Origin of the sequence: Blautia liquoris, assembly GCF_015159595.1 — a bacterium.
In the GTDB taxonomy this organism is placed as follows: Bacteria; Bacillota; Clostridia; order Lachnospirales; family Lachnospiraceae; genus Novisyntrophococcus; species Novisyntrophococcus liquoris.
Map to the genome: position 1 here is coordinate 315,853 of NZ_CP063304.1, position 22,068 is coordinate 337,920.

Consider the following 22,068-nt stretch of genomic DNA (forward strand, 5'->3'; position numbering starts at 1 on the left):
ATGAATAAAAATATAAACCCGACAGCAAAATTACTCGTGAATTTGGTCATCCTTTTATGCAGTGTGTGTATCTCAGACCCATTTACGATCATTCTTCTTTTTATGACGTGTGTCATCTATGGAATCTGTTCTCGTGCATTTACTGTAAACAGTCTCAAAACCATGATGCCGATGGGCGTCTTCGCTCTGGCAATGCTGTGGATGAACGCAGCATTTGCCCGCACAGATCATGCGCGGATCATTGGTACATTTGTGCTTTTTCATTTCACGGATCAGGGGCTCGCTATTGGAATATCGATATTTTTCAGGATATTGACTATCTCATTTTCCTCGATTTTATTTATTTCAACGACAGATGCGGATGATTTATTACTGAGCCTGATTCAGCAATGTCATCTGAATCCCGCAATTGCGTATGGGGTTTTAACGGCCTTTCGCTTCTATCCTCTGATGAAATCGGATCTTGCACAGATTGATGCTGCGCATCAGATTCGGGCAGCCGTTCATGATAAAAAAGGATCCGGAAAAATTTCATGGTACCGTAAGGCAATTCCTCTTTTAGCTTCGAATATACGGCGGGCGGAGCAGGTTTCTGTGGCGATGGAGGCCAGAGGATTCGAGACAGGCATGCATCGGACTTACCACAGATCGATTCGATGGAAAGTTTCTGATACAGCCTTTGTGACAGCGGCATGTCTTCTGATCGCAGTGATTTTGTTCGTATCATGGCAGATGGGATGGCTTCTTATCTTTCACAGGTGGAAGGGATTTTAACATTTTATCATGAAGATGACGCCGCAAAAGAGAGTATAATTATAAGATAGAGGAGGAATAAGAAATTATGTCATCATGTAACAACAACTTAAAGAACTCGGTGGCAGGTGCCAGAATTGGTATCTATCCCATGCAGGATGATTTTGCCGATATCATCCTGAATGCTGTAAAGGAAAGTGATCATAAAGGAATTTATGTCAGAACGGATGATCTTGGCACAACAGTTCAGGGAAGACTCGGACGTGTATTTAATTATGTGAAAGAAGTTTTTTGCCGAGCAGCTTACGCCGGCGGACATGTCACGGCAGATGTTCTGTTTTCTGTCGGATGTCCCGGTGATGTGCCCGAAGACTTCGACTTTGATGTTTCCATTAACGAAAAAGAAGATATTCCCGGATCAAAGATTCATACAGCATGTGCATGGTCATTATATCCCCTGGGAAATGAAGAATATTTTCCCATTATTATTGATGAGATTGAAAGGTTTAAAAAGGAAGCTGATGTACGGGTGACCGCCTCCCATTACTGCACAAGGATCGATGGAAAAGCACAAGACATCTTTTCGCTGCTTGAATCTTCGATGAAAAGAGTATGTGAAAAGAATTCACACACGGTCATCCATGCGTTATTCTCGAAAGGCAGTCCCTCTAAAGAAAGAGAAACGATTGATACAGACGAGGAGAAAAATGATGATTAAAAGATTCAAATGGACATTGAAAGATATTATAGTACTTTGTGTACTGGGGATTGCCTTTGGGGCACTGTATATGGGTGGCGTCGGTATCTGGGGACTTGTCAATGGTATACTTGGGCCTTACGGGTTGGAACTTGTTTATGGTATCTGGTTTACTGCATCAATCACGGCATTTTACATTATCAGAAAACCTGGAATTGCACTTGGAGCCGAGATGCTTGCGGCCCTCGGTGAGGTACTTCTCGGAACACCGGCAGGAGTAGGGGTTTTTATCGGTGCTTTTGTACAGGGCATCGCATCAGAGGCGGTATTCGCAATTACGAAATGGAAGAATTATTCAACTCCGGTACTGGTTTTAGCGGGCATGGCACCAAGTGTCACAACTTTTATCTATACCTATTTTCTCTATGGATATGGATCCTTCCCGGTGCCAATGCTGATTTCAATGCTGGCGATCCGTCTTGTTTCAGGTGCAATACTTGCAGGCCTGCTGGGCAAGGCCATCGGTGACGGACTCGCGGCTACAGGAGCCCTGTCAACATTTCCCTTGGGACGTGAAATGGCAGAGAAAAAGGAAAAAAAAGTTTCTGCTCAAGCTGCAGAGAAATAAAGATCAATCCATAACGAGACAGCACAGAGATATCCTGCAGCTGCCTCGTTTTTTCTTGTATAAGAAAAAAAACCTGATATAATGTATGATACCAGGGTCAAAAGGTTATGCGTTTCATGCTTGCATGAAAAAGCATAACTTTGGGACCCGAACAAACATGAGAATGAAGCCCGAACAGGGCGGAATTCGAATGTTTGAGGATTGCGGGAGCCCGAAAGGGCGGAGCAATCCGTGGTATCATCATCGGTGCGGAACACCCCAGGGAATCTCGTGCTCTTTTTCATGTTCACATGAAAAAGGCATATCCCCGCGGCCTAGACAAACAAGAATGCAGCGCCCCAGGGAATCTCGTGCTCTTTTTCATGTTCACATGAAAAAGGCATATCCCTCGGCCCAGACAAACAAGAGAGGATAAAAATATAGATGTGGATTGCAGACAAATGGAAAGACTATGAAGTGCTGGACACTTCTGACGGAGAAAAGCTAGAGAGATGGGGAAAGTATATTTTGGTGAGACCAGATCCACAGGTGATCTGGAGCACGCCGCGTAAACATCCAGACTGGCAGAAGATAAACGGCCATTATCACAGAAGCAGTAAAGGCGGCGGAGAATGGGAATTCTTCAATCTCCCCGAACAGTGGAAGATCTCATATCGGGATTTAAATTTTCACTTGAAGCCTTTCAGTTTTAAGCACACGGGTCTGTTCCCGGAACAGGCGGTAAACTGGGATTGGTTTTCAGATAAGATTAAAAATGCAAACAGACCTATAAAAGTATTGAATTTATTTGCATATACCGGAGGTGCCACCCTGGCGGCAGCACAAGCCGGTGCATCCGTGACACATGTGGATGCTTCGAAAGGTATGGTGACCTGGGCAAAAGAAAATGCAGTAGAATCAGGACTTGAACAGGCCCCTGTACGATGGCTTGTGGATGATTGCAAGAAATTTGTGGAACGTGAAATCAGAAGGGGGCATCATTATGATGGGATTATCATGGATCCGCCCTCATATGGAAGGGGTCCCAAGGGCGAAATCTGGAAGATAGAGGAATCGATTTTTCCCTTTATCATGCTCTGCACACAGATATTAAGTGAGGAGCCCCTGTTTTTCCTGGTGAACTCCTATACGACCGGACTTGCGCCGTCAGTTCTTGGCTATATGCTTTCCGTGGCACTTAAGAAATACGGCGGCTATGTAGAAGCTGAGGAGATCGGACTTCCAGTCATGTCTTCGGGACTGATTCTGCCCTGTGGAGCATCCGGAAGATGGGAACGATAATAAATGCAAGTTATGATAAAGAATAATTCAAAAAGCTGAGAGTAAAAGCGAGAATATAGGAAGAATATTGTGTAATATGAAAGAATACCTTGACAGAAGTTCAATCTGAGTAATAAAATAGATAACAATGATGTAAATGAACTTGTCAAGGAGGGAATCGTATATTATGAAAGCATATAGCGAGTTAAATAAGGAAGAATTGCTGGCTTTGAAATCACAATTGGAAGCAGAATATCAGGACATTAAGGCAAAAGGACTGTCACTTGACATGTCCAGGGGAAAGCCCTCAGTTGAGCAGCTGGATTTGGCGGAGAAAATGCTTGGCATTATAACTGATAATGAAGACGTAAAGGCTGAAAACGGTCTGGACTGTAGAAATTACGGAGCTCCGATCGGACTACCCGAAGCGAGGAAACTTCTGGGAGATATTGCCGGAGTGTCTGCGGATCGTGTGATTCTGGGAGGAAACTCAAGCCTTCAGCTGATGTTTGATACGGTATCGAGATCATATTCCCATGGTGTACTGGGAAGTATTCCATGGTCAAAATTAGATTGTGTAAAATTTCTCTGTCCGGTTCCCGGATATGACCGCCATTTTGCAGTGACAGAATACTTTGGTGTTGAGATGATCAATATTCCGATGACAGAGGACGGTCCGGATATGGATCTTGTCGAAAAACTGGTATCAGAGGATCCCGCGGTTAAAGGTATTTGGTGTGTTCCAAAGTATTCCAATCCGCAGGGCTATGTGTATTCTGATGAGACGGTGAGGAGAATGGCATCTTTGGACCCTGCAGCAGAGGATTTCCGCATTTACTGGGATAATGCGTATGGGATTCATCATCTGTACGAAGAGGCAGAAAAGCAGGCACAGATTCCGGACATCTTGACAGAGTGTGAAAAAGCCCAAAAACCGGATATGGTTTATGAGTTCATATCCACATCCAAGGTTAGTTTTGCCGGAGGAGGAATCTCGGCTATTATCAGTTCTGATGCGAATTTGGAGCAGATCAAAGAGTATATGTCTTTTCAGACAATTGGAAATGATAAACTGAATCAGCTTCGCCATGTGAAATATTTTAAAAGTCTTGACGGTGTGAAGGCTCATATGAAGAAGGAGGCGGATATTCTCCGGCCAAAATTTGAAGCAGTGGAGAGCATCCTTGAAGAGTCCCTGGGGGGTCTGGGTATCGGGAACTGGACTCGTCCGCTGGGCGGATATTTTATTTCCTTTGATGCAATGCCGGGCTGTGCGAAAGAGATTGTCGTAAAGGCGAAAGAGGCAGGACTTGTTCTGACAGGAGCAGGGGCAACCTATCCTTACGGAAAAGACCCCAAAGATTCCAACATTCGTATTGCGCCTACCTGCCCGACACTTTCGGAATTGATCCTGGCGGCCAAGGTGTTTGCAGTGAGTGTAAAACTGATCAGCGCAGAGCATCTTCTGAGGGAAATGTAGGGAAAGGAAAAAGGGGCAGAGTGGATACTGGATATTCCGCGCTGTCCCTTTTTTGCATCCTCCTTTCGAAAAGTCTTTACCGCAATCAGGACTGGTGATATACTTACGGATAAGGGGAATTAAAAGCATTAAGGTAAAGGCAAGGTATATATATTATGAATAGATTAAAAAAGAAAAAGATTGTTTTGGGTATCCTTGTTGGGATCCTGATGATCCTGATTGGTGTTTACCTTGGAATAAGCCTCTTCTTTCACTCACATTTTATAACAGGAACCACGATTAATGGTGCAGATGTAAGTAAGATGACTGTCCAGCAGGCAAAGAAAGCCCAACAAGATCACATATCAGAATATATTCTTACAATAAAAGAGCGCGGAGGAAATACCGAGAAGATTACAGCAGATCAGCTCGGTCTTACTTATGTAGATGATAAAGGTGTAGAAAAGCTTTTGAAAGAACAAAAGGCTTTTTTGTGGCCTGTTTCTGCCGGGAAGAGAAAAAACTATGAGTTGGCGGCGAATGTTTCATATGATAAGAGTATTGTCGATGGAATTCTTGAGGGGCTTTCCTGCCTTCAAAGCGACAATCAGACACCGCCCCAAGATGCCTTCGTTCAGCCTGAAGATAATGGTTTTGCTATCGTTCCGGAGAATCCGGGAAGTACATTAAAGCGTGATGATATGAAGAATGCGGTGATCAATGCGATCGATACCGGAAAAGAGGCACTTGATCTTGAAAAAGAAGATCTCTATGAAAAACCTTCGGTTGTGAGTACAGATGAATCACTGAAAAAAGACATGGATCAGATGAATGCTCTTACAACTGCGAATATCACCTATGATTTTGGAGATGACCGGAAGTTTACGGCGGATCGCAGTGTGATCAAGGACTGGCTGGTCAAAGGCGATGACGGAAACTACACAGTGGATGAATCCGGCGCTGCCAAGTGGGTAAGGCAGATGGCATATGAGACTGATACATTCGGACTTGCCAGAGATTTTACAACACATTCAGGGCAGGTGATTCAGCTGCCCTATGGCGGAGACTATGGATGGCTGATCAACCAGAAAGAGACGACTTCTTCGTTGATAGAAGCCATTCAATCCGGCACACAGGAGACTAGAGAGCCGGAATATACATATAAGGGGATGGACCGCTCAAAGAATGATATTGGCGGCACTTATGTGGAGATCAGCATCAGTGAACAGAAGATGTGGTGTTACAAAGACGGACAGCTGATTGTGGAGACTCCCGTTATTACAGGCAATCATTCTACAGGGCATGACACACCGTCAGGCCACGTATGGGCAATCGATGCAAAAAAGCGAGACGCAGACTTTAAAAGATATCCTGTACATGTAAATTTCTGGCTTCCTTTTAACGGGGATGTGGGAATTCACGACGCAAGCTGGCGCACTGAGGAGATGTATACTCCCACATTTTACCAGAATAGCGGATCACATGGGTGCATTAATACTCCAGTCGATGCCGCAGAAAAAATCTTTAATACAGTCGGCATCGGCTCTCCTGTGATCGTATATTATAGTACAGATCAGGTTGTAGGCCCGCAGCCAACCCAGGAAAACAGCATCTGATGCTGGACGCCACAGGGAACTAGTGCAAATTTTCATAATGAAACAAATAGGAGGAACAATAACATGAATATCGTAGTATTAGCCGGAGGAACCAGCACAGAGAGAGAAGTCTCTATTGATTCCGGCACCATGGTGTGCAGGGCATTACGAGAGAAGGGACATCAGGCAATACTTTTAGATGTATTCTTTGGGCTAGATGAGGTTACAGAACCGTTATTTGGTCCGGATTATGATATAGATCGCGCTGCGGATAAGATGAGGGCGAATTCAGGGGAAGTTCAGAAAACTGCCAGAGAGCGAATAGAATTTTTTGGATCACATGTAATCGAGATCTGTCAGAAGGCGGATGTTGTATTTCTAGCTTTGCATGGGGCCAATGGTGAAGATGGAAAGGTGCAGGCCGCATTCGATCTTTTCGGGATTTTATATACCGGGACCGATTATCTCAGTTCTGCTATTGCAATGGACAAAGGGCTTTCAAAAGAACTATTCGAAATTCATGGTGTTCCGACACCGAAGGGTATAACGATTAACGCAAACAAAGGATATTCTGTTCATCCGGCTGCGTATGATCTTACTTTTCCACTGGTGGTGAAGCCCTGCTGCGGCGGCTCCAGTGTGGGAGTGTCTATCGTCAATACTCAGGAAGAGTACGAAAAAGCCCTTCAGGACGCATTTTTTTATGAATCGGAAGTAGTAGTTGAGGAATATGTGTATGGCCGTGAGTTCTCTGTAGGTGTGGTCGATTCCAAGGCATATCCTGTCATCGAGATAGCACCGATACAGGGATTTTACGACTATAAGAATAAGTATGAGGCCGGCTCCACAATAGAGACCTGCCCTGCTGACTTAGATGATGAAACGACACATAAGATGCAGGAATACGCTGTTATGGGTGCCAAGGCTCTGGGAATTAAGAGTTACTGCAGACTCGATTTTATGATGAGAGAAGACAAAAAGATGTATTGTCTGGAAGCGAATACACTTCCGGGCATGACCAGCACCAGTCTGCTCCCGCAGGAGGCAGCAGCAATTGGAATTGACTACCCTGCACTCTGCGAAAAGCTGGTTAGCCTGTCACTACAGGCACAGGAGAAAAAAGAATGAAGAATATGACACTGGAGCATATAGCAAACGCATGCGGCGGAAGTTATATCGGTACAGAAGGAAAAAAAACCGTCTGTGTATCGGATATCACGACAGACAGCCGAAAAGTATCAGATGGCTGTCTGTTCGTGCCGATTCAGGGAAGTCGGGTAGACGGGCATGATTTTATAGACCAGGTAATTGAAAAGGGTGCACTTGCTGTGCTCTCCGAGAAAGATCTGGGAATACAAAACTTTCCTTACATTCGAGTTGAGTCGTCACTGAAAGCTTTGAAGGATCTGGCCGAATATTATCTTCAACAACTTAAAATCCCTGTGATTGGGATTACCGGAAGTGTCGGAAAGACCAGTACGAAGGAGATGACGGCGGCTGTTTTATCACAGAAATATCATGTTTTAAAGACACAGGGAAACTTTAACAATGAACTGGGGCTTCCGCTCACTGTCTTTCGGCTTCGCGATGAGGATGAGATGGCGATTTTGGAGATGGGAATCAGTGATTTCGGCGAGATGCGTACACTTGCCGAGATTGCACGTCCCAAGACGGCCATGATCACAAACATTGGATATTGTCATCTGGAAAACTTAAAGGACCGGGATGGAGTTTTCAAAGCGAAGACAGAGATATTTGAATATGTCAGAGATGACGGACATGTAATCTTGAACGGAGATGACGACAAGTTGGAGCAGGTCTGTGATGTTCATGGAATAAAGCCTGTAAAATTTGGACTCAATCAGAAGAATGACGTCTATGCCGATGAGATAAAATCAATGGGATTTTCGGGTGTGTCCTGTACAATTCATACGCCTGCGGGCAGTTTTAAAACACTTGTCCCGATGCCTGGAAAACATATGGTGTACAATGCCCTTGCGGGTACCTGTGCGGGTATTCTCTATGGTCTCACGCTGGAGCAAATTAAATCCGGAATAGAAAGTTTTCAGCCGCTTGAGGGGAGATTCCATATTATCACAACCTCCAGGTATCAGATTATCGATGACTGCTACAATGCAAATCCCATGTCCATGAAGGCTTCCCTGGAAGTTCTTCAGGATGGTGAAGGACGAAAAGTGGCAATCCTCGGCGATATGGCTGAGCTTGGAAAAGACGAGAAAGATCTGCATGAAGAGGTGGGTACATTTGCCGGGAGCCTGAAACTGGATGCTCTGTACTGCACCGGACGTTTAAGTGAAAGTCTGGCCGCTGCCGCTAAAAAAAGCAATTCAAAACTGGATGTCCGCCATTTTGTGGATAAGGATGCTTTGCTTGACTGGCTGCCCATTCTGCTTAAGGACGGGGATACGATTCTTGTAAAGGCGTCACATTCCATGGAGTTTGACAAGGTCGTGAAGTATCTGGAACGAGAAGAGAAGTAGGAGGGAGATGCAGATGCTACGATTAATATTAGTGCTGTTTTTTGCAGTTGCATATTTAATTTTAACGATACCAGTGCTGGCTGTGGAATGGCTGATAGGTAAATTTAACCCCCATGTGAAGGATATCACCTCTTTACGCATGGTTCAGTGGATCTTCAAAGTTATCTTATGGGGTGCCGGAGTGAAACTGGATGTGATAGGCGAGGATAACGTCCCGAAGGATCAGGCAGTCCTCTATATTGGAAATCACCGCAGTAACTTTGATCCGATTATAACATATTCAAGATGTCCGGGACTGACCGGGTATGTGGCAAAGAAGGAAATGAAAAAGATCCCGCTGCTATGCACCTGGATGAAATATCTGCACTGCCATTTCCTTGACAGGAAGGATCTGAGACAAGGACTTAAGATGATCCTATCCTGTATCGAAGATATTAATAATGGTATTTCCATCTGCATCTTTCCGGAGGGGACAAGAAGCAAGCAAGAGACAGAGACTCCGCTTCTTCCTTTTCATGAGGGAAGCTTCAAGATCGCACAGAAAACAAATTGTCCGATTATACCGATGGCGCTTACAGGAACAAATCGAATTTTGGAAACACAGTTTCCGAAAATCAAATCAACACACGTGATTCTCGAATACGGAAAACCGATTATCCCTTCTGAGTTATCCCCAGAAGAGAGAAAACATCTCGGAGGATATACTGGAAAAGTGATCGAAGAAATGCTGGAAAAAAATCGCTCCCTTTTATAGAGGACAGGATAAACAATTGTTATGCACTGCTGTATGGCCGATTTCATTTGGTCTGCGGCAGTTTTTTATTCTAATCATCGGGTATCATGCATACAATACCAATAAAGAGCGGGTAGAGGCCAAAGATTGAAGAAAATTGCCTACTTATTAATATGTGCACTGTTTGTGGCAGCAGCTATCAGCTGCTCTCCAAAAAAGAATGACGGGGATGAGTACAAGGCTTGCGACTTTACCGTGCTGAAAACAGGGGAGATTCCAGATGAAGTGAGTCAGCTGATTGAAAAGCAGGGCGATGAGGCATTCCAGATGGTCTACAGAAGTGACGGATGGCTCTTTTGCATGCGTGGATATGGAAAACAGAAAACCGGAGGTTATTCCATCCGTATTCTGGATGTAGGTATTCGTGGTGAGATGCTGCGCATAAAAAGTGAACTGCTTGGCCCCCAAACCAAAGAAGAACAAAAAGGCGTCGGGTCCAGGCCATATTTTGTTTTAAAATTGGAAGATCCGGGATACCCGGTGATGTTTGAAGAATCAGGAGGGGAAATGAATGGAATTAACGAAGAAAAATCTGCATCAGATTTGCAGAAAAAGTGATGCGAATACCCAGATTACGTTTGATGAAGATTACAATGTGCCAGATTCTAAACCAGATGTAGGGCGCATGATACAAAAAAAAGGAGAAGTCAATCTTACGGAAGTTGTTGTCAGTGACGGGCACGCTCACATCACCGGATCTTTGGACTTCCATCTGCTTTACGTCTCTGACGGTGATATCAGAAGAATATACAATCTGGACGGCTCACTTCCGATTGATGAGAATATCAATCTCGATGGAGCTGCAAGCGGTGATAAGATCTGTCTAAGATGGGATATGGAAGACCTCAGTATCCGATTGATCAACTCCCGAAAACTGAACGTGCGTGCCCTGATTACGTTTCATGCTTATGTGGAGGAGTTACAGGATATCTCTCTGCCGATCGACGTCAAAGAGTCGGACAGTGTATCGGTAAAAAAAGCAGAGATACCGCTGTTGGAGCTTAGCGTACATAAAAAAGACACCATGAGGATAAAAAAAGAACTGACACTTGCCTCGAATAAGCCGAATATTCATACAGTGCTCTGGAAGGATATGCAGGTACGTGCTTTGGATATCAGGGGACTGGATGGGAAGATAGAGGTAAAAGGCGAGTTGTTTCTGTTTACCCTATATTCCGGTGACGATGAAGATCATCCTCTGCAGTATCTGGAACAGGCACTCCCATGGCATCAGGAGGTAGAGTGTGACGGCTGTACGATGGATATGATTCCAAATATCGAGGTAAATATGAGCCAAAGTGACCTGGAGGTTGCACCCGATGCCGACGGAGAAGAACGTGTCCTGCAGATGGATGTCGTGCTGGAACTCGATATCAAGATGTATAAGGAAAATAATTGCCAGATTGTGGAGGATGTGTACACTCCAAATAAGAAGTTTGTGCTGGACACAAAGCCTGAAGTATTAGAGAGCCTTTTGGTTAAAAATTATTCGAAGTGCCGTGTGGAAGATAAGATAAATGTACCGGAGCCGGCGAATAAGATTCTGCAGATCTGCCACAGCGAGGGAAGCGTAAAAATAGATTCCGCACAGGTGGCAGAGAAAGGGATCAATGTAGAAGGTATTGTACAGCTTCGTATTCTGTATATTATCAGCGACGACGATATGCCGTTTTATTCTATGGAGACAGCAATTCCATTCAGCCATGTGGTAGAGGCACAGGGGATCAGCCAGGACTGCCGCTATTACCTGCAAAGTGATATCGAGCAGCTGTCCACGATGATGCTCGACAGTAATGATATCGAGGTAAAAGTGGTAATCAATCTGAATGCCCTTGTGATGCGTGAGCATAAGAAAGCTGTTGTAAATGCCATAAGGGAAGAACCGCTTGATGTAGAAGAAGTAAGGGCAATGCCGGGTATTGTATGCTATATGGTCCAGGACAATGACACACTTTGGGATATCGCCAAGAGATTTTATACTACTGTGGATGAAATCATAAAATTAAATGACCTGCCGTCAGAGAATGTCAAACCTATGGATTCCCTGCTGCTGGTTAAGAAGGTAGAGTAACAGGATGCAGGCACGCGGTTAAAAAATCGCGTGCTTGCATTTTGAATATAAATCAGTTACTATATTTGTATAGCAAAAGATGAGGTGAATTATGAAATTACGGGCTATGGCGAAGATCAATCTGGGCCTTGATGTGGTGAAAAAGCGTGAGGATGGCTACCATGAGGTCCGCATGATTATGCAGACTATTCATATGTATGACCAGATTGAGCTGCATAAAAGTGATATTGTCGGGATCCATATCAAAACGAATCTGCCCTATCTGCCGACAGGGGAGAATAACCTGGTTTACAGAGCAGCCAAACTTCTGATGGATGAATACCATATCACGAAAGGTCTGGATATCAATCTTGTAAAATTTATCCCTGTTGCAGCAGGTCTCGGAGGGGGAAGCTCAGATGCTGCGGCGGTTCTTGTAGGAGTGAATCGGATGTTTGGCCTTGGTCTTTCCCAAAAACAATTGGAAGATAAGGGTGCCAAAATTGGTGCGGACGTTCCCTATTGTATTTTAAGGGGAACGGCACTCGCCGAGGGAATCGGCGAGGTGCTCACACCGCTTTGCTTGATGCCGCCTTGTTATATTTTGGTTGCTAAACCCGGAATTAATGTTTCAACCCGGTATGTATATAAAAATCTGGATCTTGAAAAAGTAAAAAATCATCCAGATATAGACGGGATGATCACTGCCATAAGCAAGGGATCTCTTACAGGCGTGACATCACGTATGTCGAATGTGCTGGAGAATGTGACTGCAGGCGAATATCCCATTATTCATGAGATTGAGACAAAGATGATAGAATTAGGAGCGTTAAGCGCTATGATGAGTGGAAGCGGTCCGTCTGTGTTTGGAATCTTTGAGGATGAGAAGAAGGCGCAGCGCGCTTATCGTAAACTGAAACATACAAGTCTGGTAAGACAGATTTTTTTAACAAAGCCTTTTGGGCGAAGAGGAAAATGAGGAATGGATAAAGATACGTTAACTTTAAGCATGGGGGATTACCAATATATGCCGCTCCGGGACGTGGTATTTCATACGCTTCGAGATGCGATTCTAAAGGGAGAACTGCAGCCTGGTGAGAGACTGATGGAGATCAGACTGGCGGACCGCATGGGTGTGTCAAGGACACCGGTTCGCGAGGCGATTCGCATGCTGGAACTAGAGGGGCTTGTGATCATGATTCCGAGAAGGGGAGCACAAGTTGCGCAGATCACCGAAAAGGATCTGAAGGATGTGCTGGAAGTACGGATGGGTCTTGAAGAGCTGGCAGTGAAATTTGCCTGTGAGAGAATTACACCGGAGCAGTTAAAGAAGTTGAAAGATGCCTCCCTGCAGTTTGAAGAGCAGGTGAATACTGTGAAAGAAGATGACATCACCGCCCTTGCAGAAGCGGATGTACACTTTCATGATCTTATCTATCAGGCGACAGATAACCAGAGACTGGTACAGCTTCTGGGAAACTTAAGAGAACAGATGTATCGTTATCGTGTAGAATATTTAAAGGATGTGGAAATTCGTTCATCCCTGATAAAAGAACACAATGAGATCTGTAAGGCACTTGAGAATCATGATGAGAAAGAAGCCTATGCCTATACAATAACTCATATTAAAAGACAGCAGGATACCATCATGAGCATGATGAAAGAGGGGAAAAGAGAGAATCCTGACTGAAAAGGCAGAATAGAAGCAGTGGAAAAGGGCTGTGCACCATTCAATTGGTGTGCAGCCCTTTTTCTCGTATGAATTTCCATAAACAGGAAATACTGTTGACAGAGGGACTCAAAAAATGAAAGGGATACATTCAATGTCTGAGAAAATAAGTCACGATATAGGAGTAAATGAAAGATACATTCGAGAGAGATGTGAGGGATGTGCTGATATTATCATCCGTCCGATGAAACTCGGAGCTGGGGTAAAAGTAAGATGTCTTGTGGTGTATATAGAGGTTGCAGTCAGTAACATGACTCTGGAAGATTCCGTGATCGGAAAGCTGATCAATCATCTCTGGGAGATCCCGGGGGATAAAATCAAGGAATTTGTCGCAGATAACGGTCTTGGAATCTCGGATACAGCAGAATTTACGGAGATGGAACCTGCCTTTAAGGCAATGCTGGCCGGAAACGCAATCTTCTTCCTTGACGGATATGATAAAGCTATAAAGATCAGCAGCAAAGGTTATCCGAACATGGGAGTGTCCAAAGCGGAGTCCGAAAAAGTCTTAAGAGGTTCCCAGGAAGGGTTTTCAGATTCGGAAAAGGTGAATACCGCACTGATACGTAAGAGAGTCAGAAGTACGGATCTGAAGGTAGAGGAGATGATGATCGGTGTACGCTCCGATACGATGGTCGCATTGGTTTATATGAAAGAATTGATGCCGCCTCACCTTCTTACAGAGGTGAAGGAGAAACTTGAGAACTTTGAGATTGATGGAGTCCTAGATTCTGGAATGCTCGAACAACTGACAGAAAACAACTGGAAATCTCCATTTCCGCAGTTTGAGACGACGGAACGCCCAGATCGTGCAGCCATGGAGGTTTTAAACGGCAGGATGGTTATCATCTGTGATAATTCTCCGATGGCGGTCATGATTCCCACGACTTTTGACAGTTTTTTGAAAGTGAGCGAGGACCGCTATAATCGTTTCGAGATTGTCACGTTTCAGAGACTTATTCGATATGTGGCGGTTTTTATTGCAATGGGCTTATCAGGGAGTTATCTTGCTGTAATCAATTTTCATACACAGGTGGTTCCGACTAATCTGCTCCTTTCCTTTGCTCAGTCGCGCCGGGGAGTTCCATTTCCCAGCATGGTGGAGATTATTCTTATGGAACTTGCCTTTGAACTCATCCGTGAAGCCAGTATCCGTATGCCCGGACCACTGGGCGGAACGATCGGTATCGTGGGTGGGTTGATTATCGGTGATGCGGCAGTGAGCGCAAATCTTGTAAGTCCGATGACGGTTGTTGTGGTTGCAGTAAGTGCTCTCTCTTCCTTTGCAATTCCGAATGAAGAGTTTTCAGCGGCTTTTCGGATTCTAAAGTTTGGATTTATATTGTTGGGGGGACTGTTTGGAACTTTTGGACTCGTATTAGGAGGTTTCCTGCTGTTAGGACACCTGAGTGCCCTGAGCAGTTTTCAGATTCCATATCTGATTCCGTTTGTCGGACGGGACAAACCGGATTATGTTAATGAAGGCGACAGCATGATCAGAGCACCTCTTCGAAGGATGCGATATCGTCCGGTATATGCGAATAAAGGACAAAGGGTGAGACTGAAGGAGAAGAAACATGAATCAAAATAAAAAGGAAAGTACAGCATCGGAGAATACAGGGATTTCAAACCGCCATATGAAACGGCAGCTGGTCATCACTTTTGGCGGTGCTCTAATCCTCCTCCTGTCCGGTGAAGCAGCAGGAGGAGGGCGCAATGCGATACTTGGGATTGTACTGGGATATGGCGTGCTTTTGGCATACTTATGGATCCTCGTGAAAAATCGAAAGGAAATACAGGATCTGGTTGTTTCCGGTAACATATTAAAGTGGTTGATGCGTTTATTCTATGGAAGCTTTTTAGTTTTGACAGGGAGCTTTCTTCTTGAGAAAACCAGTCAAATCACAAAAATCTATCTGTCTGCGAATATGAATCAGAATCTTGTTAGGATCCTCATTCTGACAGCTGCTGTCATCGGCATGGGCAGCGATACGAGGAAGAGAGCACGCATGGGGGAGATGGCTTTTTCACTGATTTTCTGGGGTTTTGTTTTGCTTTTAATCCTGTCGGCAGTTCATATGCGGGTTCCGGATGGCACACAGATGCCACCTTTGGATGCCCGATCTGTATTTTTTTATGGGTATCAATATTTTTGCGTCGGAAGCATCACAAGTCTTTATCCTTTTGCGTATACAAAGATAAAAGGTGATCCGAATCAGACGTGGTCAATTGGAAAGGCATGGATGACTTTGAGTATTCTCTTTGGGGCCACAGTTCTGATTCTTCTTGGAACGTATGGATACCCAGGGGTGAAATCTATGGAACTTCCAGTACTAAACTTGATGGCCGGGACGAATCTTCCGGGGGGATTTCTCGATCGGTTTGATATTATCTGGATGGCGCTGCTTTTGTTTTCACTGCTATTTTCTATCGGAAGTCTGATGTTTTACTGTGTAAAGATCTTTCTTCCCGAGAACTGCGGGCTTGATTCTGAGAAAAGGGAAGGTTATACCAGAGGCATTCTTGTAGCGGCGACTTTGATTATATGGGTGTTATCTATAGTGAATTTTCGGGGAATGGTAATAGAGGATGTATATATGCGGCTGTTGAAGTTTTTTTATGGACCACTTTTTGTGATCATCACTTTGCTGGCCGGATTTCGAAAAAAAGGAGATCAGTGATGAGAGAGATATTAAAAAGAACGGGAATCATAGGAGTCGGCATGTTAGCCCTGTTTCTTGTCGGCTGTGGGGGTGTCGAGCCTGAAAAGAGAGACTACCCTATGACTCTGGCTTTCGGCCATGAGGATGGCAGTAACTATGTGATCTACGGAATGGCAAATCTGAATGAAGTAACCGAGCAGGGAAAAGGTGAGCAGGATACACCAGAAGTTCTGAAAATAAGAGGAGAGTCCATGAGCGAGATTCATGAAGAATATGCGAAAACACAGCAGTATTATCTGGATCTTGGGCATGTACAGGCGGTGATCTTCGATAAGAGTCTTCTTGATGATAAGGAGTCATATGGAAAGATCGTTGAAGAGATGCAGGGCATACCGGAGATTGGGAAGAATGCCTATGTGTTTCGTACCACCCGGCTGGAAGAGATTATGATAACCGGTCAGGAAAAGGAGGACAGTCTTGGAGAGTATCTGCGAGGAATGTATGAAAATCATATGAAAATTAAAAAAAAGGGCCTTACGCTGGAAGACCTGTATTACGAATGGAATAACTTTGGCGTCATTTCGAAGATTCCGACATTGAATGTAAAAGATGGGCAGGTGGTATTATGCGAAGATCTGTAATCACCTGGGCGGCGGCCATATTCATGGGCATTTTTGCAGCGATATTTGCAGGAGAAACACAAGGAAAAGAGGCGGCATTGCAGCAGGAAATCGCAAAAGAGGTGATACGTTTCCATGTACTTGCAGACAGCGATCAGGTGAAAGATCAAGAAATAAAATTAGAGGTGAAAGAGTGCCTGCTTGACCATATCAATTTCTTGATCCGTGATGCAGGTTCCCTGGAAGAGACAAAAGCAATCCTAAAAAATAACACCGATTATCTTCAGCGTGAGGCAAAAAAGTGTCTGAAAAAGAAAGGAAACATGGATTCTGTCACTGTGAGTTACGAGACAGATCATTTTCCCGTGAAAAGTTATGGTGAGTATACATTTCCGGCCGGGCAATACGAAGCACTTCGTGTGAAAATTGGCCGTGCTAGGGGCCATAACTGGTGGTGCATGCTTTATCCATCTTTATGTTTTCAGGACTCTCTCCACCCCGTGCTGAAAGAGGAAAAATTGGATCAGGTACTAAGTGACGATGCCTATGACAGCATATTAAAAACAGAAAAGCCGCATTTTACTTTTCGATGGTTTGACTTGAAATTGCCCGAATAACAAGGTATGATAGAGAAGATAAAAAAATACCCTGGGACTTAAGGGGCACAGTACGTATGTGCAAAAAAGCCCGTAAGAGGCATAACAGACTAGGAGTAATTGCAGCTATGATAATAGACAAATATGCGCCAATCGGCGTGTTTGATTCTGGTGTGGGCGGGCTCACGGTGGTGCGTGAACTCATGCGGAATCTTCCTCAGGAGAACATTGTATATTTTGGAGATACCGCCAGGGTTCCCTATGGAAATAAATCGAAGGAGACGGTTTTGCGCTATTCCAGGCAGATTATTCGCTTTCTTGAGACAAAGGATGTGAAGGCGATTGTTGTGGCATGCAATACAGCAAGCGCACTTGCAATGGACACGATTGAAAAGGAAATCAATATTCCGATTATCGGGGTGGTAATTCCGGGAGTTCATACAGCACTTCGGACGACGAGAAACAACAGGATTGGTGTGATAGCGACAGACAGTACGATTAAGAGCAATCTTTATCAGACGCTGCTTCGCAGTAATAACAGCGAAATCACAGTTTTTGGCAAGGCTTGTCCTCTCTTTGTACCCCTTGTAGAAGAGGGATGGACCAAGGATAGGATTACATATGAGATAGCCTGCCGTTATCTGGATGATGTTTTGGATAAAGATATCGATACACTGATTATGGGTTGTACGCATTATCCACTGATGCGTTCGCTTTTGAAAAAGGTAGTCGGTGATGATGTGACACTTGTCAATCCGGCATATGAGACCTCGGTGGCACTGAAAAAGCTGTTAGAGGACCTAAATCTTCAAAATCCCGGTGATTTTGTGAAAGAGAAGAAATTTCAGTGCGGCAGATACCGCTTTTTTGCCAGTGACGCAGTTGAACGATTTAATACATTCGCTGATACGGTGCTCCCCTGCGAAGTGGAATCTGCCGAACTTGTGCAGATTGAGGATTTCTGATTGGGAAGAAAGGGAAATTTCTGATGAAAAAAGATGTTATGATCAGTATGTCGGGACTTCAGTATATGGCAGGAGATGATTTGGATGCCCGTCCGGTTGAAGTAATGATACCGGGAACGTATTATATAAAAAACGGAAAAGGTTATCTGGTCTATGATGAGGTCATGGAGGGTTTTGAGAACAAGACCCATAATATCATGAAGTTTAATCAGGAAAAGATTGAACTACATAGAAAAGGGCTGATCGATGTACAGATGATTTTTGAAAAAAACAAGAAAAATCTCTCGCTATACAAAACTCCTTATGGAATGATGAATATGGGAATTGCAGCGACAGACATACAGGTCGATGAACAGGAAGATGCTATAGATGTGTCCGTGGATTATACATTGGATATGAATGGCTCTTATGCCGCAGACTGTACGCTTTCTATGAAGATACGTTCCAGAGTTTCTGATTAAAAATAAAATCCCCCGAATCTGCCACGCTGTGGTATCCGGGGGTGATTTTACGATATTGTATTCAGCTGTTTCCTCTTGCCTTGTCAAGAGTTCGCTTCCAGAATCCTTTTTTCTTTGCCGGCGCGGTCAGAGGGCCTCGAATTCCCCTGACATCTGTGATATAGATGCCACTGATGGTTGCCTTTACCTCTTTCTTTACGGGAATGAGATCGAAGATCTTCTCGTCAGCTACCATGGTCATGATTCTTGGTCCGATTTTAGCCTTGACGATCGGCAGTTTTGAACGTTTCATCAATTTTGGAGTCTGATCAATTACCATCTGCGGAAGGCCTGATTCTGTTATCTTTAATCGTTTCTTATCTATGATCAGCATAGAAACCGTTTGCTTTGCCGCTTCAATCTGTTCTTGCTGTGCGGCCTGTTTCCGCTCTGCCTTCTTTCCGAAATAATACAGTACCACCAGTAATACTGCCAGTACGGCAAGAATAATCAATAAAATCTGCCAGACTTTCATACCTTAACCTCCTATGATATACCGGATCTGATATCTGCGGATTGCCCGCATTTATGCCCGAGATGTATAAAGTGTATCATTTTTTTAATTAAATGGCAAATAAATTTTTGACGGAAATCATGAGCCTGTGATACAATGGGTGTACGAATACGAAGGAGAAAATCATGGCTGTAAATAACGAGCATAAGACGGAGGACAGGCTGCGAAGGCAGAGGCAGGCACGTCTTGCAAGGGAGAGAAGGCGCAGAAAAAAGAGACAGAAAGCAATAATGATTCGTGCCGCCTGCGTAGTTGTATTTCTTTTGCTTATCATAGGTATCGTCTTTGGAGTCAGGGGGTGCCTGCGCTACAACAACAGGCGGGAACAGCAGCAAAAGGAGAGACAACAGGAGCAGGCGAAGAGGGAAGAAAAAAGGATACAAAAGAGTCAGGACGCACTCGCAGAGGCACAAAAGATGGCAGCCGGTTACGACTATGACGGTGCGATTCGCCTCCTCAAAGGAATTGACAATTACGAGGAAGATGACGCAATAAGTGCGGCGGTTACGGCACTGAAAAAAGACGAGGCCGGTATGGTGACATATCAGGTGGATCAGGTAGAACATTATTATTTTAATACACTGGTTGTGGATGAAGATGCCGCTGCGTCCTCTGATAAGGAATCTGTTCTGCAGGCAAATCAGGAGACGATGACGGTAGATGCGTTTAATCAGACAATTCAGAAGATGTATGAAGATGGATATGTACTGGTCAGCATACACGATCTTGTGAAAGAGTCTGAGAGTAAAGACAAGAAACAAACGTTTAAGAATGGGACATTACGACTTCCTGCAGGGAAAAAACCTTTTGTATTGTCCCAGAATGATGTGAGCTATCCGTTTGAACTTTCCAAAAGCGGCCGCGGGTCGAAGATGATAGTCGGACAGGATGGAAAGGTTCTTGTACAATATGAAAAACCCGATGGGAGTGTGGAAGACGGGGATTATGATGTAGTACCATGTCTGGATACATTTATCGAAAATCATCCCGACTTTTCTTACCACGGTGCCAGAGGAATTCTGGGGCTTTCCGGGTATAACGGTGTCCTTGGCTACCGCACAGATGAAACACTGGGAAAAAGCATGGAAGATGGAAATGTCTATGGGGATTACGGGATCTTTGATGTTCCTTCCGAGACGGAAGGAGCAAAAGAAGTTATAAAGGCACTTGCAGAAGAAGGCTGGGAATTTGCATGTAATGGTTATGAAAAGATCAGCTATGCGAGTACTTTTGACAGAGTAAAAGCAGATGTTGAAAAATGGGAAGAATACGTAGGGCCTTTGATTGAGGGAACGGATATCCTTTTATATCCCGGCGGATACGATATAGACAGTTGGACCGATTATTCCTCCGGAAATCAGAAGTACAAGTATCTGAAATCACAGGGATTTAAGTTTTTCTGCAATATCGATCAGACGAATGATTACTGGCTTCAGATCAGGAGCGGTTATCTACGTCAGGCAAGGAAAAAAACTGGAATGTAAGCGCTCTTTGATTTCGCAATGAGATAAAACTTACATTTGACAGCAAAACAAATCTGAATGGAGACTATAATGAAGAAAAAATTAGTTACGATATTGGCTGTACTTTGCACCGGAGCACTTGTCTTTTCCGGGTGCGGAAAGAAAGATTCAAAAGAAAAGAACACGACAAGTTCTGCAAGCACCCAGACGAAAGACAAGGATAAGGACGGCGGCAAATCATCAGACAGCCAGGAGGTCCCAAAAGATGATGATCTTCCAATTGTGGATGAAAAAGATGTCACTAAGTGTATTGAAATTGGTGATTATAAAGGCCTGAAACTGGAGAAAACAGTGACCCAAGTGACGGACAAGGATATTGATGATGCGGTAAAATCAAATTACAGTAATACGCCGATTAAAGATGAACCCGCTAAGATGGGGGACACAGCATACATCAGCTATGTCGGTAAGATTGACGGAAAAGAATTTGACGGCGGAAGTGCTGACTCGGTTCCGCTGACACTTGGATCGAAGAGCTTTATCGAGGGATTTGAAGAAGGAGTAGTCGGAATGAAAGCCGGTGATACGAAAGATTTGAATTTGACATTTCCGGATCCATATGAGAGTAACAAAGATTTATCCGGTAAGCCAGTAGTCTTTACAGTTACAGTAGGCAACGTCACACGTCCGTTTACAGAGCTTTCAGAGGAATGGGTAAAGCAATACACAAAATCGTCAAATATTGATGAGTATAAGGATACGATTAAAAAACAGCTGACGGATCAGGCGGCCGCCACAGATGAAAATGCTCTTAAGAATGTGGCATGGCAGAAGGTTTTGGAGAACAGCAACGTAAAGCAGTATCAGAAAGAAGAACTTGAATCTTCGAAAAAAGAGATGGAGGACTATATCTCGCAGTATGCTGCAATGATGGGCACAGATCTGGATGGATATAAAAAGCAGGCTGGAATCTCGGATGAAGATTATGAGACACAGCTAATCGTCGGTGCGAAAGAGACTGCAAAGAGTAAGATGGCCATGAAAGCAATAGCTGAAAAAGAAAAATTCACAAAGAAAGACCAGGAATATAAAGATTTGCTTGCAAAGACAGCAAAAGAGTATGGTGTATCGGAAGATGATTTTATTAAGCAGATGGGTCAGGATCAGGTGGATGCCTATATTGAAAGCGAACGTATCATGAAGGTGATTCTGGATTCCGCAGAGATTAAGGAAGTACCGGCTGAGACGAAAGACACTGCGTCGACTTCGTCAGACAAGTGAG

22 protein-coding genes are annotated in these 22,068 nt (G+C 44.1%); 21 read left to right on the forward strand and 1 reads right to left on the reverse strand.

Annotation, left to right across the window (positions count from 1 at the left end; genetic code table 11):
* The 19 genes from INP51_RS01490 to INP51_RS01580 all read left to right on the forward strand — a co-directional run bounded on the left by INP51_RS01490 (position 1) and on the right by INP51_RS01580 (position 18,770).
* On the forward strand, positions 1–774 hold the full coding sequence (locus tag INP51_RS01490) for an energy-coupling factor transporter transmembrane component T family protein (RefSeq protein WP_193735999.1): 774 nt from the start codon (positions 1–3) through the stop codon (positions 772–774).
* Positions 775–841: 67 nt separating this feature from the next.
* A complete protein-coding gene (locus INP51_RS01495) occupies positions 842–1,471 on the forward strand; it encodes a YkoF family thiamine/hydroxymethylpyrimidine-binding protein (protein WP_193736000.1) in 630 nt (209 codons plus the stop codon).
* The gene (locus INP51_RS01500) at positions 1,461–2,078 is read left to right on the forward strand and encodes an ECF transporter S component (RefSeq protein ID WP_207736891.1); all 618 of its coding nucleotides are present in this window, start codon (positions 1,461–1,463) and stop codon (positions 2,076–2,078) included. The genes INP51_RS01495 and INP51_RS01500 overlap by 11 nt, the downstream gene beginning before the upstream one ends.
* 423 nt (positions 2,079–2,501) lie before the next feature.
* A complete protein-coding gene (locus INP51_RS01505; protein ID WP_193736001.1) occupies positions 2,502–3,359 on the forward strand; it encodes a class I SAM-dependent methyltransferase in 858 nt (285 codons plus the stop codon).
* Positions 3,360–3,525: 166 nt separating this feature from the next.
* Positions 3,526–4,818: a PLP-dependent aminotransferase family protein gene (locus tag INP51_RS01510; protein WP_193736002.1), complete on the forward strand. Its 1,293-nt coding sequence runs from the start codon at positions 3,526–3,528 to the stop codon at positions 4,816–4,818.
* A 155-nt stretch (positions 4,819–4,973) separates the two neighbouring features.
* Entirely contained in the window at positions 4,974–6,413 is a 1,440-nt protein-coding gene (locus INP51_RS01515; RefSeq protein WP_193736003.1) for a L,D-transpeptidase family protein, read from the forward strand.
* Positions 6,414–6,476: 63 nt separating this feature from the next.
* A complete protein-coding gene (locus INP51_RS01520) occupies positions 6,477–7,520 on the forward strand; it encodes a D-alanine--D-alanine ligase family protein (RefSeq protein ID WP_193736004.1) in 1,044 nt (347 codons plus the stop codon).
* On the forward strand, positions 7,517–8,893 hold the full coding sequence (locus tag INP51_RS01525) for a UDP-N-acetylmuramoyl-tripeptide--D-alanyl-D-alanine ligase (protein WP_193736005.1): 1,377 nt from the start codon (positions 7,517–7,519) through the stop codon (positions 8,891–8,893). The genes INP51_RS01520 and INP51_RS01525 overlap by 4 nt, the downstream gene beginning before the upstream one ends.
* 13 nt (positions 8,894–8,906) lie before the next feature.
* A complete protein-coding gene (locus INP51_RS01530; protein ID WP_193736006.1) occupies positions 8,907–9,647 on the forward strand; it encodes a lysophospholipid acyltransferase family protein in 741 nt (246 codons plus the stop codon).
* A 126-nt stretch (positions 9,648–9,773) separates the two neighbouring features.
* A complete protein-coding gene (locus INP51_RS01535; RefSeq protein WP_193736007.1) occupies positions 9,774–10,244 on the forward strand; it encodes a protease complex subunit PrcB family protein in 471 nt (156 codons plus the stop codon).
* Positions 10,198–11,757, forward strand: coding sequence for a DUF3794 and LysM peptidoglycan-binding domain-containing protein (locus tag INP51_RS01540; RefSeq protein ID WP_193736008.1), 1,560 nt, complete (start codon positions 10,198–10,200; stop codon positions 11,755–11,757). The genes INP51_RS01535 and INP51_RS01540 overlap by 47 nt, the downstream gene beginning before the upstream one ends.
* A 91-nt stretch (positions 11,758–11,848) precedes the next feature.
* Positions 11,849–12,715, forward strand: coding sequence for a 4-(cytidine 5'-diphospho)-2-C-methyl-D-erythritol kinase (gene ispE, locus INP51_RS01545; RefSeq protein WP_193736009.1), 867 nt, complete (start codon positions 11,849–11,851; stop codon positions 12,713–12,715).
* 3 nt (positions 12,716–12,718) lie between these two features.
* Positions 12,719–13,426: a GntR family transcriptional regulator gene (locus tag INP51_RS01550; protein WP_230406848.1), complete on the forward strand. Its 708-nt coding sequence runs from the start codon at positions 12,719–12,721 to the stop codon at positions 13,424–13,426.
* 133 nt (positions 13,427–13,559) lie between these two features.
* Positions 13,560–15,056 (forward strand): spore germination protein, encoded by a 1,497-nt coding sequence (locus tag INP51_RS01555; RefSeq protein ID WP_193736010.1) that lies wholly within the window; start codon positions 13,560–13,562, stop codon positions 15,054–15,056.
* Positions 15,043–16,146: a GerAB/ArcD/ProY family transporter gene (locus tag INP51_RS01560; protein ID WP_193736011.1), complete on the forward strand. Its 1,104-nt coding sequence runs from the start codon at positions 15,043–15,045 to the stop codon at positions 16,144–16,146. The genes INP51_RS01555 and INP51_RS01560 overlap by 14 nt, the downstream gene beginning before the upstream one ends.
* Positions 16,146–16,769: a Ger(x)C family spore germination protein gene (locus INP51_RS01565; RefSeq protein WP_193736012.1), complete on the forward strand. Its 624-nt coding sequence runs from the start codon at positions 16,146–16,148 to the stop codon at positions 16,767–16,769. Before INP51_RS01560 ends, INP51_RS01565 begins: the two co-directional genes overlap by 1 nt.
* Positions 16,754–17,365 carry a stage II sporulation protein R gene (spoIIR, locus tag INP51_RS01570; protein ID WP_193736013.1) on the forward strand — a complete coding sequence of 204 codons (612 nt, stop codon included), beginning with the start codon at positions 16,754–16,756 and terminating at the stop codon, positions 17,363–17,365. Before INP51_RS01565 ends, spoIIR begins: the two co-directional genes overlap by 16 nt.
* Before the next feature lie 107 nt (positions 17,366–17,472).
* Positions 17,473–18,309 carry a glutamate racemase gene (murI, locus tag INP51_RS01575; RefSeq protein WP_193736014.1) on the forward strand — a complete coding sequence of 279 codons (837 nt, stop codon included), beginning with the start codon at positions 17,473–17,475 and terminating at the stop codon, positions 18,307–18,309.
* 23 nt (positions 18,310–18,332) lie between these two features.
* On the forward strand, positions 18,333–18,770 hold the full coding sequence (locus tag INP51_RS01580; RefSeq protein WP_193736015.1) for a DUF1934 domain-containing protein: 438 nt from the start codon (positions 18,333–18,335) through the stop codon (positions 18,768–18,770).
* Between the two features lie 61 nt (positions 18,771–18,831).
* On the opposite strand, the gene INP51_RS01585 is transcribed toward INP51_RS01580, so the two are convergent.
* A complete protein-coding gene (locus tag INP51_RS01585; RefSeq protein WP_193736016.1) occupies positions 18,832–19,284 on the reverse strand; it encodes a hypothetical protein in 453 nt (150 codons plus the stop codon).
* A gap of 164 nt (positions 19,285–19,448) precedes the next feature.
* Between INP51_RS01585 and INP51_RS01590 the strand changes: the two genes are divergently transcribed.
* Together INP51_RS01590 and tig are read left to right on the forward strand one after the other, a co-directional pair.
* On the forward strand, positions 19,449–20,807 hold the full coding sequence (locus INP51_RS01590; RefSeq protein ID WP_193736017.1) for a polysaccharide deacetylase: 1,359 nt from the start codon (positions 19,449–19,451) through the stop codon (positions 20,805–20,807).
* A 69-nt stretch (positions 20,808–20,876) separates the two neighbouring features.
* Positions 20,877–22,067 carry a trigger factor gene (tig, locus tag INP51_RS01595; protein WP_193736018.1) on the forward strand — a complete coding sequence of 397 codons (1,191 nt, stop codon included), beginning with the start codon at positions 20,877–20,879 and terminating at the stop codon, positions 22,065–22,067.
* The last annotated feature ends 1 nt before the right edge of the window (position 22,068 follow it).